A 17894-nucleotide genomic window follows, 5' to 3' on the forward strand; every position below is an offset into this window, starting at 1 on the left:
AAAAATATATTTTTATCAAATGTGATTTGAAATGTGATGTTAGCTTTGTAAGATATGAATAAGAGTATTTTACAAAGGTAAATAACATGTATAAAAATTTAATAATTTTAATGTTTAGTGTAAGCTTATTAGTTGGAAGTCTTAGTTCTTCTGAGGTAAATAGTGATGAGGGTGTTGCAGAGTATAACAACCTAAGAGTATATGGTCTTGGATTAAAAGTTGGTACACCTAATTCAGATGAAAACAACAAAAACTATAATGGTGCTGGTTTAGAGTTTGAAAATAACTTTTCTAAGCTTACCTTAGAGTATGGTTCAGACTATACTCTAGGTTCGGCAGTTCTAAAAGGCGATATTACTAAAGATTTTTATATTAAAGGTGGTCTTGGGTATTTACAAAGAGGAATGTTAATAGAAGACTCAGATGCTGATGTTACTCAAACTACTGGTGGTGGTTCGCTTGGTTATGGTGATGATAAAAGTTATAACATTGAAGCCGGTTACATAATAAGTCAACTTAAAAATGCTTCATCGGCAGATGGTGACACAAAGATTTCATATCTTGAACTTATAGCAAAACACACTTTTGCTAAGTATGCTACATTTGATATAGTTGGCATCTATCAAAACTCTAATGTGTTTGATAAAAACTATGCTGATTATAAAGCTGAGCTTGGTTGGTTTGCGACAGATGATGTACGAGCTTATCTAGCTCATGATAGTGTTAATCACAGTAAAAATGACTATGCAGTTCGTGCAGGACTACAATACACCTTTGCTACAAGTAAGTTTAGTCCTTATTTAAAAGCCTCTTTAAATCCAGATACAAATATTGGAGTAGGAGTAGAATATTCTCAAGGTATTACAAACAAATCTCTTAAAATGCGAGACCTGTTTGAAAATGCTATAGGCTCTAGTAGTATAGTTGCACAAGCTGTGGCTCCTAAAGTATTTGCTACTAAGGTTGTAAAACCAAAACCAATTGTAATCTCTGCTCCAGCTGTTAATCATGCTCCTACTGGGAGGAGTTTTCATCTTAGTTTTAAGGAGGGGATTATGGGAACTATTAATTTGACCTCAATGATAAACGATCCTGATGGGGACAACATGACAATTAATATAGGAAGAATTAACAATCGTTTTAAGATACCGATTTACTCTTTAACTATAAGTGGTAACATAATTAGTCTAGAAGTAGGTATTTCTCATGGGCCAATGTTAATTGACCTTTACTATACTGTTTCCGATGGCACAGCTACTAGTCCAGAATATTGGATTAATATATCGTTATATTAGTGCTTTTCTCTCTTGTTGCACCTTTTCAAGGTGGAATGCATAATGAAGAGGTATAATTATTTAACTGTTCTAATCATCTTTACATCAGCGTTATGACGAAGTCTTGCAAAATAGTCACCCAAAACTTGTTCTCTTTGCTCAGCCATAATCATATTTACAATCTGAGTTTGAACATTCTCAAATCCCATCTCTTTTGGTGATTTAGTTGCTTTAATATAAAAAGTCATGTATCCGCTCTTTCCATCAGGAACAACAGCCGTATAGTTATTAACAGGTGTTCTCTCTAGTAGAGATGCTAATTCTGGGGATATATTATCGTATGGAAGAGTTTGATTGATTGCAGAGATATCTGGAGAATAAAACATAGGGTCTTTAGTTTTTTGCAGAAGTTTTTTTCTATCTTTTGTTTGATAAATCACAACTTCAAAAGCACTTGGATGATCAAACGAGTCTTTATGTGACTCGAAGTATGCTTTTATTTCATCTTCTTTTGGCTGGGAAACTCCAGCGTAAGCTATTGCAGAGTAAAGTTTTTGAGATAAAAGTCTTTCTTTTATTTTTTCTTTTAATTGTGATGAGCTAAGCCCATTTGCATTTCTAACTGCTTCATAAAAATCATCTACACTCATTTGATTTCGTTTTGCGGTTTGTTTTATGTCATCATAAACTTCACCACTACTCACACTAAGTTTTCTCTCTTTTATTTCTTGTTTTTCCAAAACTTTTCTTATTAAAGTATTTGTTGCTTTTTTTTCACTTGTTTTAGATGTTTTCATCTCTTTTTTAATATCATAAGTAGTTATAGCCTCGCCTTTAACGACTACAGCAACACCTCCAATAACTTGAGCATTTAAAGTTATAGCGAACATAAGAGTTAAAAATATTTTTTGCATTGATTATCCTGTAAATATAAAAGTAGTATTTTAGCATAGTTTATTCTTCTTAAAAGTTTACTTTAAAAAAAGCTTGTATATAATCATATTTATAAAGTCACTAATAGGCAAAAAAATGACAGACAATATTTTTAATAGAATAAATGTGGAAGTAAAAAGAACCTACTACTCCTTTGACAGATACAAATCTCAATCTACTTTTGTTTTACTTTATCACGACAAAGATTTAACTTCTCAAGAGCTTGGAAAATTTGTAAGAATCTCTGATAAGTTTGTACAAATAGATGATAATCACTTCTTTATAAACTTCGTTTTTACCTGCCAAGAAAATGCATTTAAAGCCTCTCAAAATTTACTTCTTTATCTTGATAACAAGTTTAAAAATACAAGCACTTGTATAGCACTGGATAATTTTGACACCACAAAAACAACTAAGATGGTTATAAATAGACTTGAACAAATTTTAAAAGAAACAAAAAAACACTCTTATGGCAGAATAGAAGATGAAGATATTTTAAACGAACTTTTGTAATCTTTTCTTTTACCCCTTTTTAACAAATATTTGTCTAAACTTGCATTATTAAAATAAAAGGCTTTTTCATGGTTGTTACTCGTTTTGCTCCTTCTCCTACTGGTTATCTTCATATTGGTGGTTTACGAACTGCTCTATTCTCTTACCTTTGGGCTAAGAAAAATGGCGGAGAGTTCGTACTTCGTATCGAAGATACAGACAAAGCAAGAAACTCACAAGAAGCTACAGATGCAATACTAAAAGCTTTTGAGTGGCTTGGTTTAAAGCATGATGGCGAAATAACTTACCAGTCACAGCGTGATGAGATTTATGCAAAGTATATAAAACAACTTTTAGATGAAGGTAAAGCTTATAAATGTTACATGTCAAAAGAGGAGCTAACAGAGCTTCGTGAAATTCAAATGGCAAATAAACAGCGCACAAAATATAATGGAAAATATCGTGATTTTGATGGAATTCCTCCAGAGGGCGAAGAGCCTGTTATCCGAATAAAAGCACCTCTAAGTGGAGAAATTTTAGTTCATGATGGAGTAAAAGGCGATGTGTCTTTTCAAGCAGAAGATATCTTAGATGATTTTGTAATAGCAAGAGCCGATGGTGCACCTACTTATAACTTTGTAGTAGCAATAGATGATTATTTAATGGGCATAAATGAGGTGATTCGTGGAGATGACCACCTTTCAAATACTCCTAAACAGATAGTAGTTTATGAAGCACTAGGCTTTCCTCTTCCTAAATTTTACCATGTACCTATGATTCACAACTCAAAAGGTAAAAAACTTAGCAAACGCGATGGGGCTACTGATGTTATGGACTATAAAGAGATGGGTTATACTCCAGAGGCTCTTTTAAACTTTTTAGTTCGTCTTGGTTGGAGTCATGGTGACCAAGAGATATTTAGCATGGATGAGATGCAAGAACTTTTTAACCCAAAAGATATAAACAAATCAGCATCTATTTATAATACTGAAAAACTTGACTGGTTAAATTCTCATTATATAAAAAATACTCCAAACGCAAAATTAGCGGAGCTTCTTTTAGATTATGATTTAGTTTTAACTTCACATGATAAAAAAGAGATTTTACTAGATGCACTAAAAGAAAGAGCAAAAACACTAAAAGAGTTAGCGAATTTAACAAAAGAGATACTTACAACTCCAACTTCTTATGATGAAAAGTCTGTTAAAAAAGCTTTTAAAGGAGAAGCCATCTCAGTTTTAAATGCTTTTGGAGCAAAACTTACAGCTTGTGAGGATTGTCATCTTCCTAGCGATTACCATCACTTAATGGAGAATGTTGTAAACGAGATGGAGATAGGTTTTGGAAAAATTGGTCAACCTCTTCGTGTAGCACTTCTTGGTAAAATGAGTGGTCCTGGGCTTGATGATGTTATGGCAATTTTAGGTAAAGATGAAACTATGCTAAGAATTGCAAATATAATTACAAAACTAAACTAAAAGCACTCGGTTCTTTCCTTCCTTTTTAGCTTTATAAAGGAGGGTATCAACCCTTTTTAAAATACTTTCCAAGCTATCTTTTTCTTCAACTTGTGTTAACCCAAAACTTGCTGTTACGCAACTATCAAGCAATAAGCTTAAATCTTCATCCATCTCTATACTAGTTCTTAATTTTTGCGCTATTGTTTCTGATTGATCTAGTGATGAGTTAATAAAAGTGACAATAAATTCTTCTCCACCCCATCTAGCGTAAATATCACTTTCTCTTACATTTTCTCTTAAAATTTGTGCTATTCGTACTAAAACTTTGTCCCCTATGTGATGTCCAAAAGTGTCATTAATCTTTTTAAAATCATCAATATCAAAAAATAAAATTGACATGCTAATAGGTTTTCTTTCATTTACTAGTAGTAATTGAGTCATTTTATCATCAAAAACTCTTCTATTTGGTAAGTTTGTTAACTCATCTATATTTGCAAGATTTTCAAGTTTAATACTGTGTGAACGAATCATAGTTGCTATAATATATACAATAATAACTGCTATAATTAGAGATAAGACTAAATTTATATAAAATGTTTTTAAAACATCTCCCGTAAAGTCAGATATTTTTGCTTGAACAAAAAGATACAGGTTTAGTTCTGGTATATATTTTGAATGGATTAAATAATCACTACCTTTTTTGTCTTTATATTTTAAAGTATTGTTTTCACTTGTAAGTAGCTCATCTTTATGCTGATAAAGACTCTCATCATTTTTTAAATTTCTTAGCTCATTTACGCCTCGCTCATATAAAATAATATCACCATTTTTATTTACAAAAAATACTTTAAATTTATAAAATTCACGAAATTTCTTTAACATCTCATCGATATATGAAACTTCCAAGCCTACGCCAGTTACACCTAACATATGAAACTTTTTATCAAATATTTTATAATTTATAAACATAAACATGGAATTATTTATATTTTCATTAAAATCAATATTTACTTCATAAGAAGCAGCCTCATCTTTAAATTCATAGTACCAATTATTTGTTCTATTTTTCCTATTCATCTTCTCTATAAACCCACGAGATAAATAATAATTTTGAGTACTTTGTGAAGCTAAAAAAACAGTTGACATGTTATATTTATTTTTTATTGATTCTAAGAAAGATTTTATTTTTTCTTCATCTTCTTCTTGACTCTTTAACCAATCTATTACAAAAGTATCTTGAGCCATCATAGAAGCGATAAGAGTAGGCTTTATCAGATGTGTTTGAATTTCACTATAAATATTATCTGTACTAAGAGGAAGAGATGAGTTTTCAAGTTGGTCTTGAGTGCTTTTAAGTGATACTACATAATTTACAACTGAAAGACTTATGCTTAAAAAGAGGAGTAAAAATGCGATTATGTATATTATTTTGTATTTAGATTTCATATATTTTTCTTTCTTATTATTTGATAGTTATTATATCAAATATACTTATAGAATAACATAAAAACTTATAGATATTGAACTTGATTCCTACCACTATTCTTTGCTTTATAAAGTGCTTTGTCAACTCTCTGTATAAGCTCATTTATATTTTCATTTTTATGATAAATTGTTACACCTATACTCACTGTCTTTCGTTTTATAACAGGAAAATCATGCCTCTCAATAGTCGCTTTTATCTTATGTGCTAGATTTATAATACCTTTTTTGTCTGTATCTTCGATGATAATAAGAAACTCTTCTCCACCCCATCTACCTACTATATCCGTTTCTCTAAATACATCTGTAAGCACTTTAGCAAACTCTAATAAAATCTTATCTCCCACTTGGTGTCCATGTTCGTCATTTACTAATTTAAAGTAATCAATATCCAGCATAATCACACCAAAAATACTTTCATAGCGTTTTGAGCGTTTAATTTGATAATCTATAGAGTCATCTATTTTTGAACGATTATATAAACCAGTTAAATAGTCCTTGGTTGCTAAATTTTGTAATTGTTTGTTTTTATCTTCTATCTCTTTTGTTCTATCTTTTACCTTTTGTTTAAGTTTTTTATTCTTTGTTATATCTTTAACTGTCCAAAGAACGCCCTTTGCTAAATCAGCAGGAGTTTGTTCATCCAAAGCTTTTCCAGATAGTTCACACCAGACCGTTGAACCATCTTTTTTCTTTTGCTGGTACTCTATATTCAAGTTCGTTCGATGTATCAAAGTTTTAAAATAAATTTTACCAAACTCTAAAAATTTACTTTGGGATAAATGAAGTTCTCTTGTGCTAATCCCAACCATTTCTTCAGGGTTTTCATAACCAAATATATTTGCCAGATGCTGGTTGGCTTTTAATAAGATTCTATCTTGGCTAATATACATTAGCCCAACTAAGGCGTTGTCAAAAAGCTGAGCTGATTCCTGTTCGCTTAGTCTTAGTTTCTTATTCGACTCTTTTATCGCCTTATTCTGATTGTCTTTCTCTATAGCAATTGAAACTAAATGGGCATAAGAACTAATCAGTTTTAATTCAAAGTCACTCGGAGCATTTACTTTACTACTGTACATAGCGAAGCTACCAAGAATCTCATCTCCTGAAGAAAATATAGGTTCAGACCAGCAAGCATGTAGATTTGCTTTTTTGGTTAACTCTAAATATCCTTGCCAGTTTTCATGCGTATTAATATTCTCAACTATAACTCTTTGTTTTTTATAGACTGCACTTCCACATGAACCTATCTTTTCACCGATTTCTACACCATTGATGGCTTCATTATAAAAATCAGGTAGACTTGGAGAAGCTCCAGTAAATAGATTTCTTTTACTTTTATTTAACAAAAGGATAGAACACTTGGAATCTTTGTTTCTATCTTCTGCCAGGTTTACTATTTTATTGAGGATTAGAGATATGTCGTTATGCTTAGCAATATACTCTAGGAGTAGCTTATTATCTTCATAGATTAACTGATACTCTTTTTCTGCAGTAATATTTCTTGCAATACAAAAAAGTCCAAGTTTTTCCCCTAAGTCATTATGTAATACTTGTTTTGTAATGTAAAAATAACTAATAGACTTATCTTTATTGATGAAAGCCTCTTCAAAAGTTTTACTTCTATTAGTCGCTAATATCTCATAGTCATTTTTTTGAATTTTACTAGCATTTTCATTTGAATATATCTCAAAGCCTCTCTTTCCAATAATTTCTTCTCTAGTTTTACCGACAAAACTTAAATAGGCTTCATTGCAATGAGTATATACATCATCCATATTTTTAAAAAAAGCTAAATCTGTTATCAACTCAATGAAAGTATCTAGATTATTAAAAATATTCATAGCTAAATTATAGCATATATTATTAAAAAGTCTTATATTAAGTCTATCTCTAAAAGCCAAGTAAATTATTTTTTAATTAAGAAACAGTAACATATAAATAAAAAATAGAACATATACTTTGTTTTGAGCTTCTGACACAATGTCTTCCAAGATAACATAAATGCAGATAGTAAACTCAATATGTTTTGACAAAAGTATCTCTTTTGTAATATTATCTTTAAATACTAAGGTGCCAAGTTTTTATGTGTTTTTACAGCCATTTGTAAATAAACCTTTGTTTCCTACCACTAGAGCATACTTTCAAGCACTTTTCAGATCCCATAATTTTACTTTAAATCTCATTTTATCATTTATCTTTTTTAATTATTTGTAAATATTCTTCAGTACTCTTAATTTGCTCTTCTGTTGCAAGCCCTATATTAATAAGCTTTATTAAATCCAAATCTGTTTTTTGTAAGTCTAATTTATCAACTAATTCTTTTGAACCTAAATGTTTTTCAACTTCTAGTCCAAGGTTAATCAATTTTATAAGTTCGGGCTTACTAGATTCCCAGTTTTTAATTGTCTTAGGGTCAACATTTATTCGCTGAGCTAATTCTTTTTTTGTCATTTATAACAATTCCTATCTGAAATAGTTGACAAAACGGAAATTATTTACTATAATTTCACAAAAAGGAATAGTTTCCGCTTTGTCAATAAAATATATTGATGTAATGGAAAAAGATATTTACATAGAGTATTCAAACAATAACTTTTAATACATATCTTTTACCAAAGCAAATAAACTAATACTAAAGGAACTTCCAGATGCCATAAATTACTCTTGTGTAGATAAAGAAAAAAGCATTAACTTTTTAAACAAACTATTACACAAATATAAAAGCGTAGATGCTACTTTAGTATTAAAATAAATCTATACATTATCACACATTAGTTATTAATCGTTATTAAAAAAACATGTAAATTTTAAAATTTTTCATTCACACACATAAATTAGGGGTGTTTTACTATGGTTAAGTCTTTGTATCTAAGCATATCCATGTTTGTAGTTGCTTTTTTTTACATCCCTTTTCATCTTAAAAGAAAAATAGACACACTAGAACAAACTCTTTTAGAGCATCAGACACTTCTAAACTTGAGCAGTGCAATCTTACTTCGCTGGCACAATGACTCTGCATCTACCATTTACTATGTTTCGCAAAACATTCACCAGCTCATAGGTTGCACAAAACAAGAGCTAGAGTCAAAAGCTCTGAGTTTTTCTCACTGCATCTACGAAGACGACATAAACCGTGTTTTGCACGACATGCAAAATGCCATAGAAAAAAAACTACTTACCTTTAGGCATCAGCCCTACCGAGTAGTGACTAAAACTGCCTGTGTCAAGTGGGTACAAAACCACACTCTACTCTTGCGAGATGCCAACGACAACATTGTGAGTTTTGTTGGTTACCTCACAGACATCACGGAGTTAAAAAACAGTGAACTCAGACTAAAGCATCTATCGCAAACTGACCAACTCACCAAAATACCAAACAGAATGTACATAGATGCACAACTCAAAAAACAGTACTCCTACTTTTGCAGAAACGAACAGGAATGTAGCATCTTACTCATAGATATAGATTTTTTCAAATATGTAAACGACACATATGGACACATTCAAGGGGATGCTGTTCTTGTAGAGTTTGCACAACTTCTAAAAAACTCCATAAGAGAAGGCGACCATCTAGGAAGATGGGGAGGAGAAGAGTTTCTCATAGTACTTCCACATACAAACAAAACTCAAGCAAATGCTCTAGCTCATAAACTACTTTCTACCATAGCAGAGCATAGGTTTGTTGTTTTAGAGCATCTTAGTGCTAGCTTTGGAGTGAGTAGCTTCATAGATGAGCTAAGTTGTATTGAGCTATTAGATGCAACTGACAAAGCTCTTTATGCTGCAAAAGCAAAGGGAAGGAACTGTGTTGTTTGCACTTAAAATCATATTCATATTTCTTTCTTATATTTTCATAAGTGTAGCTCATCAAATGTCTCAATAAAGTTTCAATTGTATTTATAACTTATTTACTGAGAATGATTTTCATTTTATATATATATATAAGTTTGAAAGAAGTAAAATACATTATGGAAAATATATTAGAATTTTTTACAGCACTTTATGATTTGAGCAATGCGATGGCTATCTATATCCTTTTTGGTTTAGCCTTTGCGGGAGTTTTACACGAACTAGTACCTGATTCTATCGTTACTAAGCATCTAGGTAAGGAAAATATCCTCTCTGTTATCAAAGCCACAATTTTTGGAATTCCTTTACCTGTGTGTTCTTGCGGTGTTATCCCTATTGCATCTAGTATTAAAAAGAGTGGTGCTAGTAAGGGTGCAACATTATCTTTTTTAATCTCCACTCCCATAACAGGAGTTGATTCTATTCTTGCTACTTATGGAATGTTTGGTTGGGTATTTACTCTTTACCGTATCTTTACTTCTATGATAATAGCTATGGTAGCTGGAATACTAACAAACTATTTAGATAAAGAAGTTGTAAAAGAAGAAAAACATCAAAGTTGTAATAGTTGTTGCTCTTCTACGACTTCTACTGCATCTGAGAAAAAGAAATTTTCACTAAAAAGTGCTATTAAGTATGCTTTCGTAACACTTCTATCTGACATCTCAAAAGCATTACTTTTTGGTCTTTTCTTTGGAGCCTTGATAACGATTGCCATACCTCAAAACCTAAGTAATATCTTACTTGAATACTCTTGGCTTTCATATCTAATTGCTATCTCTATTGCAGTTCCTATGTATGTTTGTGCCACAGCATCTCTGCCTATTGCAGCAGCTTTAATGCTTAGCGGAGTAAGTGCGGGAGCTGCTTTTGTATTTTTAAGTGCAGGTCCCGCAACTAACACCGTAACTATAGGTGTTGTTAAAAAAATGCTTGGAACTACATCTTTATATATTTATCTTGGAACTATTATTGTAGGAAGTGTACTATTTGGTTTAGGACTTGATTTTATCTTTGACATAAACTCCATAGATGTAAAATCTTTAATTCACATGAATGAAGAAGCAGGTTTTTTTGAGATTTTAAGTAGTTTGATTTTATGGGTTTTGATGTTATACTTTACAGCTAAAACATATTTTAAAAAGTCTTAGATGCTAAAGCACGAAATCACACTTAAAACTATATATAAGCTCATCTTAGAGAAAAAACCTGCATTAATATATGGGCAAATTATCACTCTTTTAGCTATCTTGGTAAGTGTTCCTATTCCTTTGATGTTACCAATGATGGTAGATGAAATTCTCTTAGACAAACCTGCTAATTTTGTTCAGAGTATTAACTTCTTTATTGGTGAAACTACCGCTTTTTATTACATCGCTATTGTAACTATTGTGGTTATTTTATTGAGGTTTATATACTACTTTTTTGGTGTTATTATCACTAAGGTTTTTACTAAAATTTCTAAATATGTCACCTTCATGATAAGAAAGCGTCTAATAGAGCACCTAAAAGTTGCATCTATGAATGAGTATGAAACTCTTGGTTCAGGTGCTATAACTGCCAATCTTGTAACTGATGTAAACACACTTGATAATTTTATCATTACAAGTGTGAGTAAGTTTATCTCTTCTGTTTTAACACTTCTAGCTGTTGGCGTTGTTATGATAATCATCGATCCAATGTTAGGAGTTTTGATTTTGATTATTCAGCCTCTTATCATGCTTCTCAGCAAACAAATGGCATCGGTAGTAGGAAGGCTAAAAAAAGAAGAAAACAATGCAATAGAAAAATTTCAAGACAACATAGGCGAAACGCTAGACCTTTATGGGCAGATAAAAGCATCAAACAAAGAAGAGTATTTTTTTACAGATGCCATCTCTCATGCAAAAAGAGTTCAAATAACATCAAATGAGTATGGATACAAAAGTGTTGCTTACGAAAAACTTTCATACACAATCTTTTTAACTATGTTTGAAGTCATTCGTGCTTCTGGACTTATTTTAGTTGCGTATAGTGACCTTAGCATCGGAATGATGTTTGCAATGTTTGGATATATCTGGTTTATTATGACTCCTGTTCAAGATATTTTAACCATGCAGTACAGTTACGCATCTGCAAAAAGTGCCCTAAAGAGGATAAATAAAATCCTCACTCTAAAAACAGAATCAAGCGGAACAAAAAGCATAGATGCCAAGAGTTTAAATATCTCTTTGGAGAATCTAAATTTTTCATATTCAAATAACAAACCCATTCTTAAAGATGTGTCTTTAAGCATAGATGCTGGATGTAAGATAGCTCTTATAGGTGCTAGTGGAAGTGGAAAAACTACTTTAGCACAAGTTATTTCAGGATTTTATGAAAAAGATAGCGGTAGTTTAAAATATAACGATATAGATATAGAAGATTTAGATAAAAGCTCATTAAGACAAAAGATATTTTTAGTTCTTCAGATGCCAATACTTTTTAACTCCTCCCTTAGATTTAACATTACTATGGGTGATGAAAGTATAAATGATGAACAGATTTATAAGGCTCTTCAAACTGCTCAACTTTCTCAGATGATAGATGATATGCCAAAAAAACTAGATACCATTGTAGGTCGTCATGGTATCAGACTCTCAGGAGGTCAAAGACAAAGACTTAGCATCGCAAGAATGATTATTGCAAATCCAAGTGTAGTTATTTTTGATGAATCTACTTCTGCTCTTGATGTTCACACCGAAGCAAAACTTCACTCTAGTATTGCTCCACTTTTAAAAGATAAAACAGTTATAACAATCGCTCACAGACTAAGCACTGTTAAAAATGCTGATATTATTTATGTACTAGAAGGCGGAAAAATTGTCCAAAGAGGAACTCACGAAGAGTTAGAAGATGAAGAAGGACATTATATGGAGTTTGTGAAAAAACAGTTAGTTTAACCAAGACAACTCAAAACGACTTCCCTTTTCCAACTCTGAAGTAACATTTATATTGATTTGGAACTCATCACATATCTCTTTAACTATACTAAGTCCGACACCAAAACCACCAGCTAAGTTTGAACTTCTGTTATAAAGCTCAAAAATCTCATCAAGTTTTTCTTGTTCTATTCCGACACCTTCATCTTCGATGCTAAAAAAACCTTCTTTTAAAATTATATGGATGTTTGTATCTGGCATGGAATATTTTATGGCATTTGAGATTAGGTTTGAGAAAAGCAGTTCTACTTTTGTGTTTACGATAGTTAAAGTAGCTTTATTTAAGTCGGTTTGTATATTTATATTTTTAGCGTGAGTTAACTCTGAATAATATTTTATACTTCGCTCCAAAACTGGAAGAAGGTTGAGCAATTCTGATTCTTGTTTTGCCTCACTAAAGCTAAGATATGCAAGAGATTGGTAGATGCTATAAAGCTGTTTTGTAGAGATAGATATATTTCTAAGTATCTTTTCATCATAAACCCCTTTTTGTATGGCTCTTTTTGAACTCATGCCTAAAGCTGTTATGGGGGTGTTTAACTCATGAGAAATATCTTGAACAAAATCTTCTATCTCTTTTACTTTTTGATGAATTGGACGCATAAAAAGTCTTGAGAGCATCCAAGATATAAGACCAATAGTTATAAAAATAAAAACCATTGCAAGTAGAACATTTTTACCTAAAGCATCTATACTTTTGTGAAACTCATCTGTTTTTGTTACCACATACTCTATGCTTAGATGCTTTTGTGGAGCAGAAGATACAAAAACTTTAAAACCATTTTTTTCAAAGTAGCTTTTTTCATAAACTTTATTTTGACTAGATTTTATTAACATATATTCATAACCACTTTCCATTTTTGGAAGATTTAAGCTACTTGAGGTCATATGAGCATTTATAACAAGACTTGAAATTTTATCTGCTAAATGTTGAAGTTTATAATAAGTAGTATTTTCTAAGGCATTTTTTTGTGCTGAGTAGTACCAAAAACCAGATAGCAAAACAAAAAGTAAAGATGAGCCAAGATAAAGTGCTAAAAAAGAGTAAAATGATTTTTTTTCTAATTTATTCAAATCTATATCCCTCTCCTCGTATATTTAAGATATGCTCTTTTCCAACATACTTTCTAAGTTCTTTTATAAGCGTACGAACAGCATCTCCTGATGGCATCTCATCATACTCCCAAAGGTTTTGTAGCATCTCTTCAACACTTACAACACGATGACGATTTTTATACAAGTAGTGTAAACAAGCACTCTCTTTAGAGCTTAGATGCTCTAGTGAAGTTTTAGAGGTTACTATATGGTTTTGGGTGTCAAACTCCAAATCTTTTGTGATATTCACTAAAAAACTAAGTCCAAAATGTCTTTTAATATTTTCTATGCGTTGAGTAAGTTCTTCTAAATCAAAAGGTTTTTTTATAAAATCATTTGCTCCTGATTCAAATGCTGACTTTAAATACTTAGTGTCATGAAATGCTGTTATAAAGATAGTTGGTGTTTCATCATTAAAATTTCTTAAATTCTTTAAAAGTGAGATGCCATCTCCATCAGGAACATTTATATCAAAAATATACAAATCAAAGGTATTCTCTTCACTTAAACACAAGGCTTTTTTCATGCTATATGTATGCAAGACTTCATACTCTTCTTCTAAATAATCAACAAGGATATCTGCTAAAACTGTATCGTCTTCCAAGAGTAATATTTTCATAATTGTATTATATCAAATGCAAGGCAAGTGAAAATAAAAAATTACTTCATCTGCCGATATTATTACACAGATGGAACTATTTATGCTAGTATTGCGTAAACATTTAGAGGACAAAGATGGGTAAGTTAATTAATCTTCATCAAAAGCAAGACCCCTTAGAAGTATGGGAACTCCAAGATAAACAAAAGAGAAAAAATTCAAGTAGATTTTCTGTATTAAATTTAGTCGAAAAAGAAAAAAATAACACAAAAATTTATAGACCTAAAGTTATCTACAATGAGCAAAACACCCTAAGAAGAGCTGAAATACTAGCAATGCAGTCAGAAATCCAAAAGAGCATGCTGTCTTTAACCCCAGTCATTCAAGCAAGAGAAGATGAAATCGCTATGAGAAGAAGAAAAGAGATTTTAAATATTAAAAAAACCTTGCAAATAGCTATGGCTAAGTAAACATTATTAAGCTAATTATCATAACTATCATTATATAATTGAGTTATGATTTAAGGGCAACATTTATATGAATATAAAAAAATTATTTTTTAGTTTTACTATCATTGTTATGATATTTGCTCTTAGTGCTATTTTTACTATCGTTAAGATGCAAGAACTTACTGAAAATACTCAAAAAATGTACATTCATCCATTTAAAGTAAGTAATGCTGTTGCAAGCATTCAAACTTCTATAATAACAATGCATAGAAATATGAAAGATGTTGTTTTAACTCCAGATACTTTAGAAATGATTAAAATTATCGAGTCAATTCAAGAAGAAGAAAATAAAGTTTATGAATACTTTACAGATGTTTATACAAACTATTTAGGCAATAAAAAAGATATCGATATTTTATATGATTCTTTTAAATCTTGGAAAATTATTCGCTCAGAGGTTATCACTTTAGTTTATCAAAATAAGTTAAAAGAAGCTATAGACATAACAAAAGGAAAAGGAAAAGAGCACATTGATAATCTATATACTCAAATAGATGTACTTAAAAAGTATGCTTTTAATAAGGCTGATGAGTTCTATAATATTTCTGTAAAAGAGAATGGGGTTGGTCAGGTTATAAGTGTATTCTTCTTCTCAATCTTTGTTTCAGGAGTCATAGTTGTCTTTATGGTTATAAACTTACTTAAAATTAATCGTTCAAACAACAAACAACTTTATCTTATTGATCAAAATATTTTAACAGCGAGTATTAGCTTAGATACCGAAGTATTAGATATAAGTAATGCATTATGTCGTTCATTATATATACAAAAAACAGATATTTTAAATACTAAGAACCAGTATTTTTTTACAAATGAAGTACAGTTTATGAAATTTAGAAATATTATTTATTCAGCAAAAGAGTACAAAGCAGAAATATATATTGAGATAAACGATACAAAAGTATGGTTTTTCTTAGAAATTTTCCCACAGTTAGATCATAATTTTAAATTAACTTCTTTTAATCTTTTTTTAACAAATATTGACAACAAGAAAAAAATAGAACAAGTTTCTATAACTGATACTCTTACTGGTTTATACAATAGAAATTATTTTGAAATGATTTTTGAAAAAGAAGTAAAGCGTTCAAAAAGAGATGAAAAACCATTGAGTATGATAATGTTAGATATAGACTGTTTTAAACAGTTTAACGATACTTATGGACATCATGATGGAGATATCGCGTTAAAATCAGTTTCACATATATTGTCTGCACATACAAACCGTTCTTATGATTATGCTTTTCGTATAGGTGGAGAAGAGTTCATGATACTTTCATATCAAAAAGATTTTACACAATTGCAAGAACTTGCTGGTAATATTTTAAAAGAGATAGAGTCCTTAAAAATCCCGCATCAAAACAACTTTGCATCTGAGTTTGTAACTATTTCAGCTGGAGTGATTCAGTTTGGAGTAAAACATCTTTTAAGTCCAGATGAGATGTATAAAAAAATTGATGAACTACTATATAAGGCTAAAAAAGATGGACGCAATAAGTTTAAAAGCTTATTGATAGAATAAAAGGCATTTAAACTCTTTAGTATTCATCATAACAAGTTATAACAACATCAGCCGCTGCATCTCTAGTCGCTATTATTGACTGGTATTTTTTAGAGTTAAACCACGCATCTAGAGTTGTTTTATCACTAAACTTTACCACTACTATCAATTCTTTGTTGTTTTTCCCCGCTAGAACACTTGAACTTTTTCCTCTAAAAATTATCTCAGCTTCAAAGTTAAGAAGAGATTTTTGTACTCCAAGAATATACTCTTGCCAAAGTGTTTCATTTTTTACTGTGATTTGTCCTACTAGATAATGAGGCATCTCTAAATCCTTCTATTTTTCATTTATTAGAAAAAATTATACCTTATATACCCATAAGAATCAATCTAGTTTTTATTATTACTAGAGTCTAGTAATATAAAATGAAATTATGATATAATTCCGAAAAAATTATACTTAGGGGTTTATAAAATGTCAAAAACACCAACAACAGACCAAGAAGCGCTTGATTACCACGAATTTCCTCAACCAGGGAAGATTTCAGTAGAAACTACAAAACCAGTAGCAACACAGAGAGATTTGTCATTAGCTTACACACCTGGTGTTGCAGTTCCATGTTTGGAAATTGAAAAAAATCCAGAAAATGCTTATCGTTATACTGCTAAAAAGAATTTAGTAGCAGTTATTACAAATGGTACGGCAGTTTTAGGACTTGGAAATATTGGTGCTTTAGCATCTAAGCCTGTTATGGAAGGAAAAGCGATTTTATTTAAAAGTTTCGCTGGACTTGATTGTTTTGATATAGAAGTAGATAGTGAGAGTGTAGATAGATTTTGTTCAGTTGTTACAGCTATCGCTCCTACTTTTGGTGCTATAAACCTAGAAGATATAAAAGCTCCAGAGTGTTTTGAAATAGAGCGTCGTCTTGTTGAAGAATTAGATATCCCTGTTATGCATGATGACCAACATGGAACAGCAGTTATCTCAGCAGCGGCGATTATAAATGCTTGTGAAGTAACACATAGAAAACTAGAAAATTTAAAAATCGTAGTTGTTGGTGCAGGTGCAGCAGCAATCTCTTGTGCAAGACTTTACCGAAGCTTGGGAGTTAGAGAAATATATATGCTTGACTCCAAAGGTGTTATTCATAATGGAAGAAGTGATTTAAATGATTTTAAAAGAGAGTTTTGTGCTTCTGGTTATATGACTCACTCTGAAGTTTTTGAGTCTGCTGATGTTGTCGTAGGACTTTCTCGTCCTGGCTCATTTACAATAGAAGATATTAAAAGTATGGCAAATGAACCAATCGTTTTTACTTTGGCAAACCCAGTTCCAGAAGTTTTTCCTGATGATGTTATAAAAGCAAGACCAGATGCACTTGTTGCAACAGGAAGAAGTGATTTTGACAATCAAGTTAACAATGTTTTAGGTTTCCCATTTATCTTTAGGGGGGCTATGGATGTTCGTGCTACAAAGATTAACCTTGAGATGAAAATTGCGGCGGCAAAAGCCTTAGCTGACCTTGCTAGAAAAGAAGTATCAAAAGAGATAAAAGAACTTTACTCAAGTGAAATAAAATTTGGTAAAAACTATCTTATTCCTTCTCCTTTTGACAAAAGACTTATAGTTGAGATTTCTAGTGCTGTTGCACAAGCTGCTGTTGATAGTGGTGTTGCACAAGTAAAAGATTTTGAGTTAAAAGCTTATAAAAAAGAGTTGTCTAAGATATTAAAATAA

General features: G+C 31.1%; 16 protein-coding genes. 9 read left to right on the forward strand and 7 right to left on the reverse strand.

The features are described from left to right. The first annotated feature begins 86 nt into the window (after nt 1-86). Entirely contained in the window at nt 87-1295 is a 1209-nt protein-coding gene (locus MOV50_RS07725; RefSeq protein WP_321777332.1) for a hypothetical protein, read from the forward strand. Between the two features lie 56 nt (nt 1296-1351). Here the strand turns inward: MOV50_RS07725 and MOV50_RS07730 are convergent, their stop codons facing one another. Next, entirely contained in the window at nt 1352-2188 is an 837-nt protein-coding gene (locus MOV50_RS07730; RefSeq protein WP_321777333.1) for a peptidylprolyl isomerase, read from the reverse strand. Between the two features lie 115 nt (nt 2189-2303). Here MOV50_RS07730 and MOV50_RS07735 point away from each other — a divergent pair, with 115 nt between their 5' ends. Next, entirely contained in the window at nt 2304-2720 is a 417-nt protein-coding gene (locus MOV50_RS07735; RefSeq protein ID WP_321777334.1) for a hypothetical protein, read from the forward strand. 68 nt (nt 2721-2788) lie between these two features. Then, the gene (gene gltX / locus MOV50_RS07740) at nt 2789-4177 is read left to right on the forward strand and encodes a glutamate--tRNA ligase (RefSeq protein WP_321777335.1); all 1389 of its coding nucleotides are present in this window, start codon (nt 2789-2791) and stop codon (nt 4175-4177) included. Here the strand turns inward: gltX and MOV50_RS07745 are convergent. From MOV50_RS07745 to MOV50_RS07755, 3 genes are all read right to left on the reverse strand, one after another. After that, nucleotides 4169-5605 carry a sensor domain-containing diguanylate cyclase gene (locus tag MOV50_RS07745; protein WP_321777336.1) on the reverse strand — a complete coding sequence of 479 codons (1437 nt, stop codon included), beginning with the start codon at nt 5603-5605 and terminating at the stop codon, nt 4169-4171. The two genes, gltX and MOV50_RS07745, sit on opposite strands and share 9 nt — an antisense overlap. Nucleotides 5606-5670: 65 nt before the next feature. Next, nucleotides 5671-7485 (reverse strand): diguanylate cyclase, encoded by a 1815-nt coding sequence (locus MOV50_RS07750; RefSeq protein ID WP_321777337.1) that lies wholly within the window; start codon nt 7483-7485, stop codon nt 5671-5673. A gap of 346 nt (nt 7486-7831) precedes the next feature. After that, entirely contained in the window at nt 7832-8095 is a 264-nt protein-coding gene (locus MOV50_RS07755) for a hypothetical protein (RefSeq protein ID WP_321777338.1), read from the reverse strand. 429 nt (nt 8096-8524) lie between these two features. Here MOV50_RS07755 and MOV50_RS07760 point away from each other — a divergent pair, with 429 nt between their 5' ends. The 3 genes from MOV50_RS07760 to MOV50_RS07770 all read left to right on the forward strand — a co-directional run bounded on the left by MOV50_RS07760 (nt 8525) and on the right by MOV50_RS07770 (nt 12414). Beyond that, nucleotides 8525-9466: a diguanylate cyclase gene (locus MOV50_RS07760; RefSeq protein WP_321777339.1), complete on the forward strand. Its 942-nt coding sequence runs from the start codon at nt 8525-8527 to the stop codon at nt 9464-9466. 146 nt (nt 9467-9612) lie between these two features. Then, entirely contained in the window at nt 9613-10644 is a 1032-nt protein-coding gene (locus tag MOV50_RS07765; RefSeq protein ID WP_321777340.1) for an SO_0444 family Cu/Zn efflux transporter, read from the forward strand. After that, a complete protein-coding gene (locus MOV50_RS07770) occupies nt 10645-12414 on the forward strand; it encodes an ABC transporter ATP-binding protein (protein ID WP_321777341.1) in 1770 nt (589 codons plus the stop codon). On the opposite strand, the gene MOV50_RS07775 is transcribed toward MOV50_RS07770, so the two are convergent. Both MOV50_RS07775 and MOV50_RS07780 read right to left on the reverse strand, forming a co-directional pair. Continuing rightward, complete coding sequence (locus MOV50_RS07775; RefSeq protein ID WP_321777342.1) at nt 12406-13527, reverse strand: HAMP domain-containing sensor histidine kinase; 1122 nt, start codon at nt 13525-13527, stop codon at nt 12406-12408. The genes MOV50_RS07770 and MOV50_RS07775 overlap by 9 nt on opposite strands. Beyond that, nucleotides 13520-14167: a response regulator transcription factor gene (locus MOV50_RS07780; RefSeq protein ID WP_321777343.1), complete on the reverse strand. Its 648-nt coding sequence runs from the start codon at nt 14165-14167 to the stop codon at nt 13520-13522. Before MOV50_RS07780 ends, MOV50_RS07775 begins: the two co-directional genes overlap by 8 nt. A gap of 116 nt (nt 14168-14283) precedes the next feature. Between MOV50_RS07780 and MOV50_RS07785 the strand changes: the two genes are divergently transcribed. Then, the gene (locus tag MOV50_RS07785) at nt 14284-14616 is read left to right on the forward strand and encodes a hypothetical protein (RefSeq protein ID WP_321777344.1); all 333 of its coding nucleotides are present in this window, start codon (nt 14284-14286) and stop codon (nt 14614-14616) included. A 67-nt stretch (nt 14617-14683) separates the two neighbouring features. After that, nucleotides 14684-16174 carry a diguanylate cyclase gene (locus tag MOV50_RS07790; RefSeq protein WP_321777345.1) on the forward strand — a complete coding sequence of 497 codons (1491 nt, stop codon included), beginning with the start codon at nt 14684-14686 and terminating at the stop codon, nt 16172-16174. Nucleotides 16175-16190: 16 nt separating this feature from the next. Here MOV50_RS07790 and MOV50_RS07795 read toward each other — a convergent pair whose 3' ends face one another. Continuing rightward, on the reverse strand, nt 16191-16478 hold the full coding sequence (locus MOV50_RS07795; RefSeq protein WP_321777346.1) for a DUF1330 domain-containing protein: 288 nt from the start codon (nt 16476-16478) through the stop codon (nt 16191-16193). A 150-nt stretch (nt 16479-16628) separates the two neighbouring features. Between MOV50_RS07795 and MOV50_RS07800 the strand changes: the two genes are divergently transcribed. After that, on the forward strand, nt 16629-17894 hold the full coding sequence (locus MOV50_RS07800; protein WP_321777347.1) for a malic enzyme-like NAD(P)-binding protein: 1266 nt from the start codon (nt 16629-16631) through the stop codon (nt 17892-17894).

It is taken from the genome of Sulfurimonas sp., from assembly GCF_029027585.1.
Classification (GTDB): Bacteria; Campylobacterota; Campylobacteria; order Campylobacterales; family Sulfurimonadaceae; genus Sulfurimonas.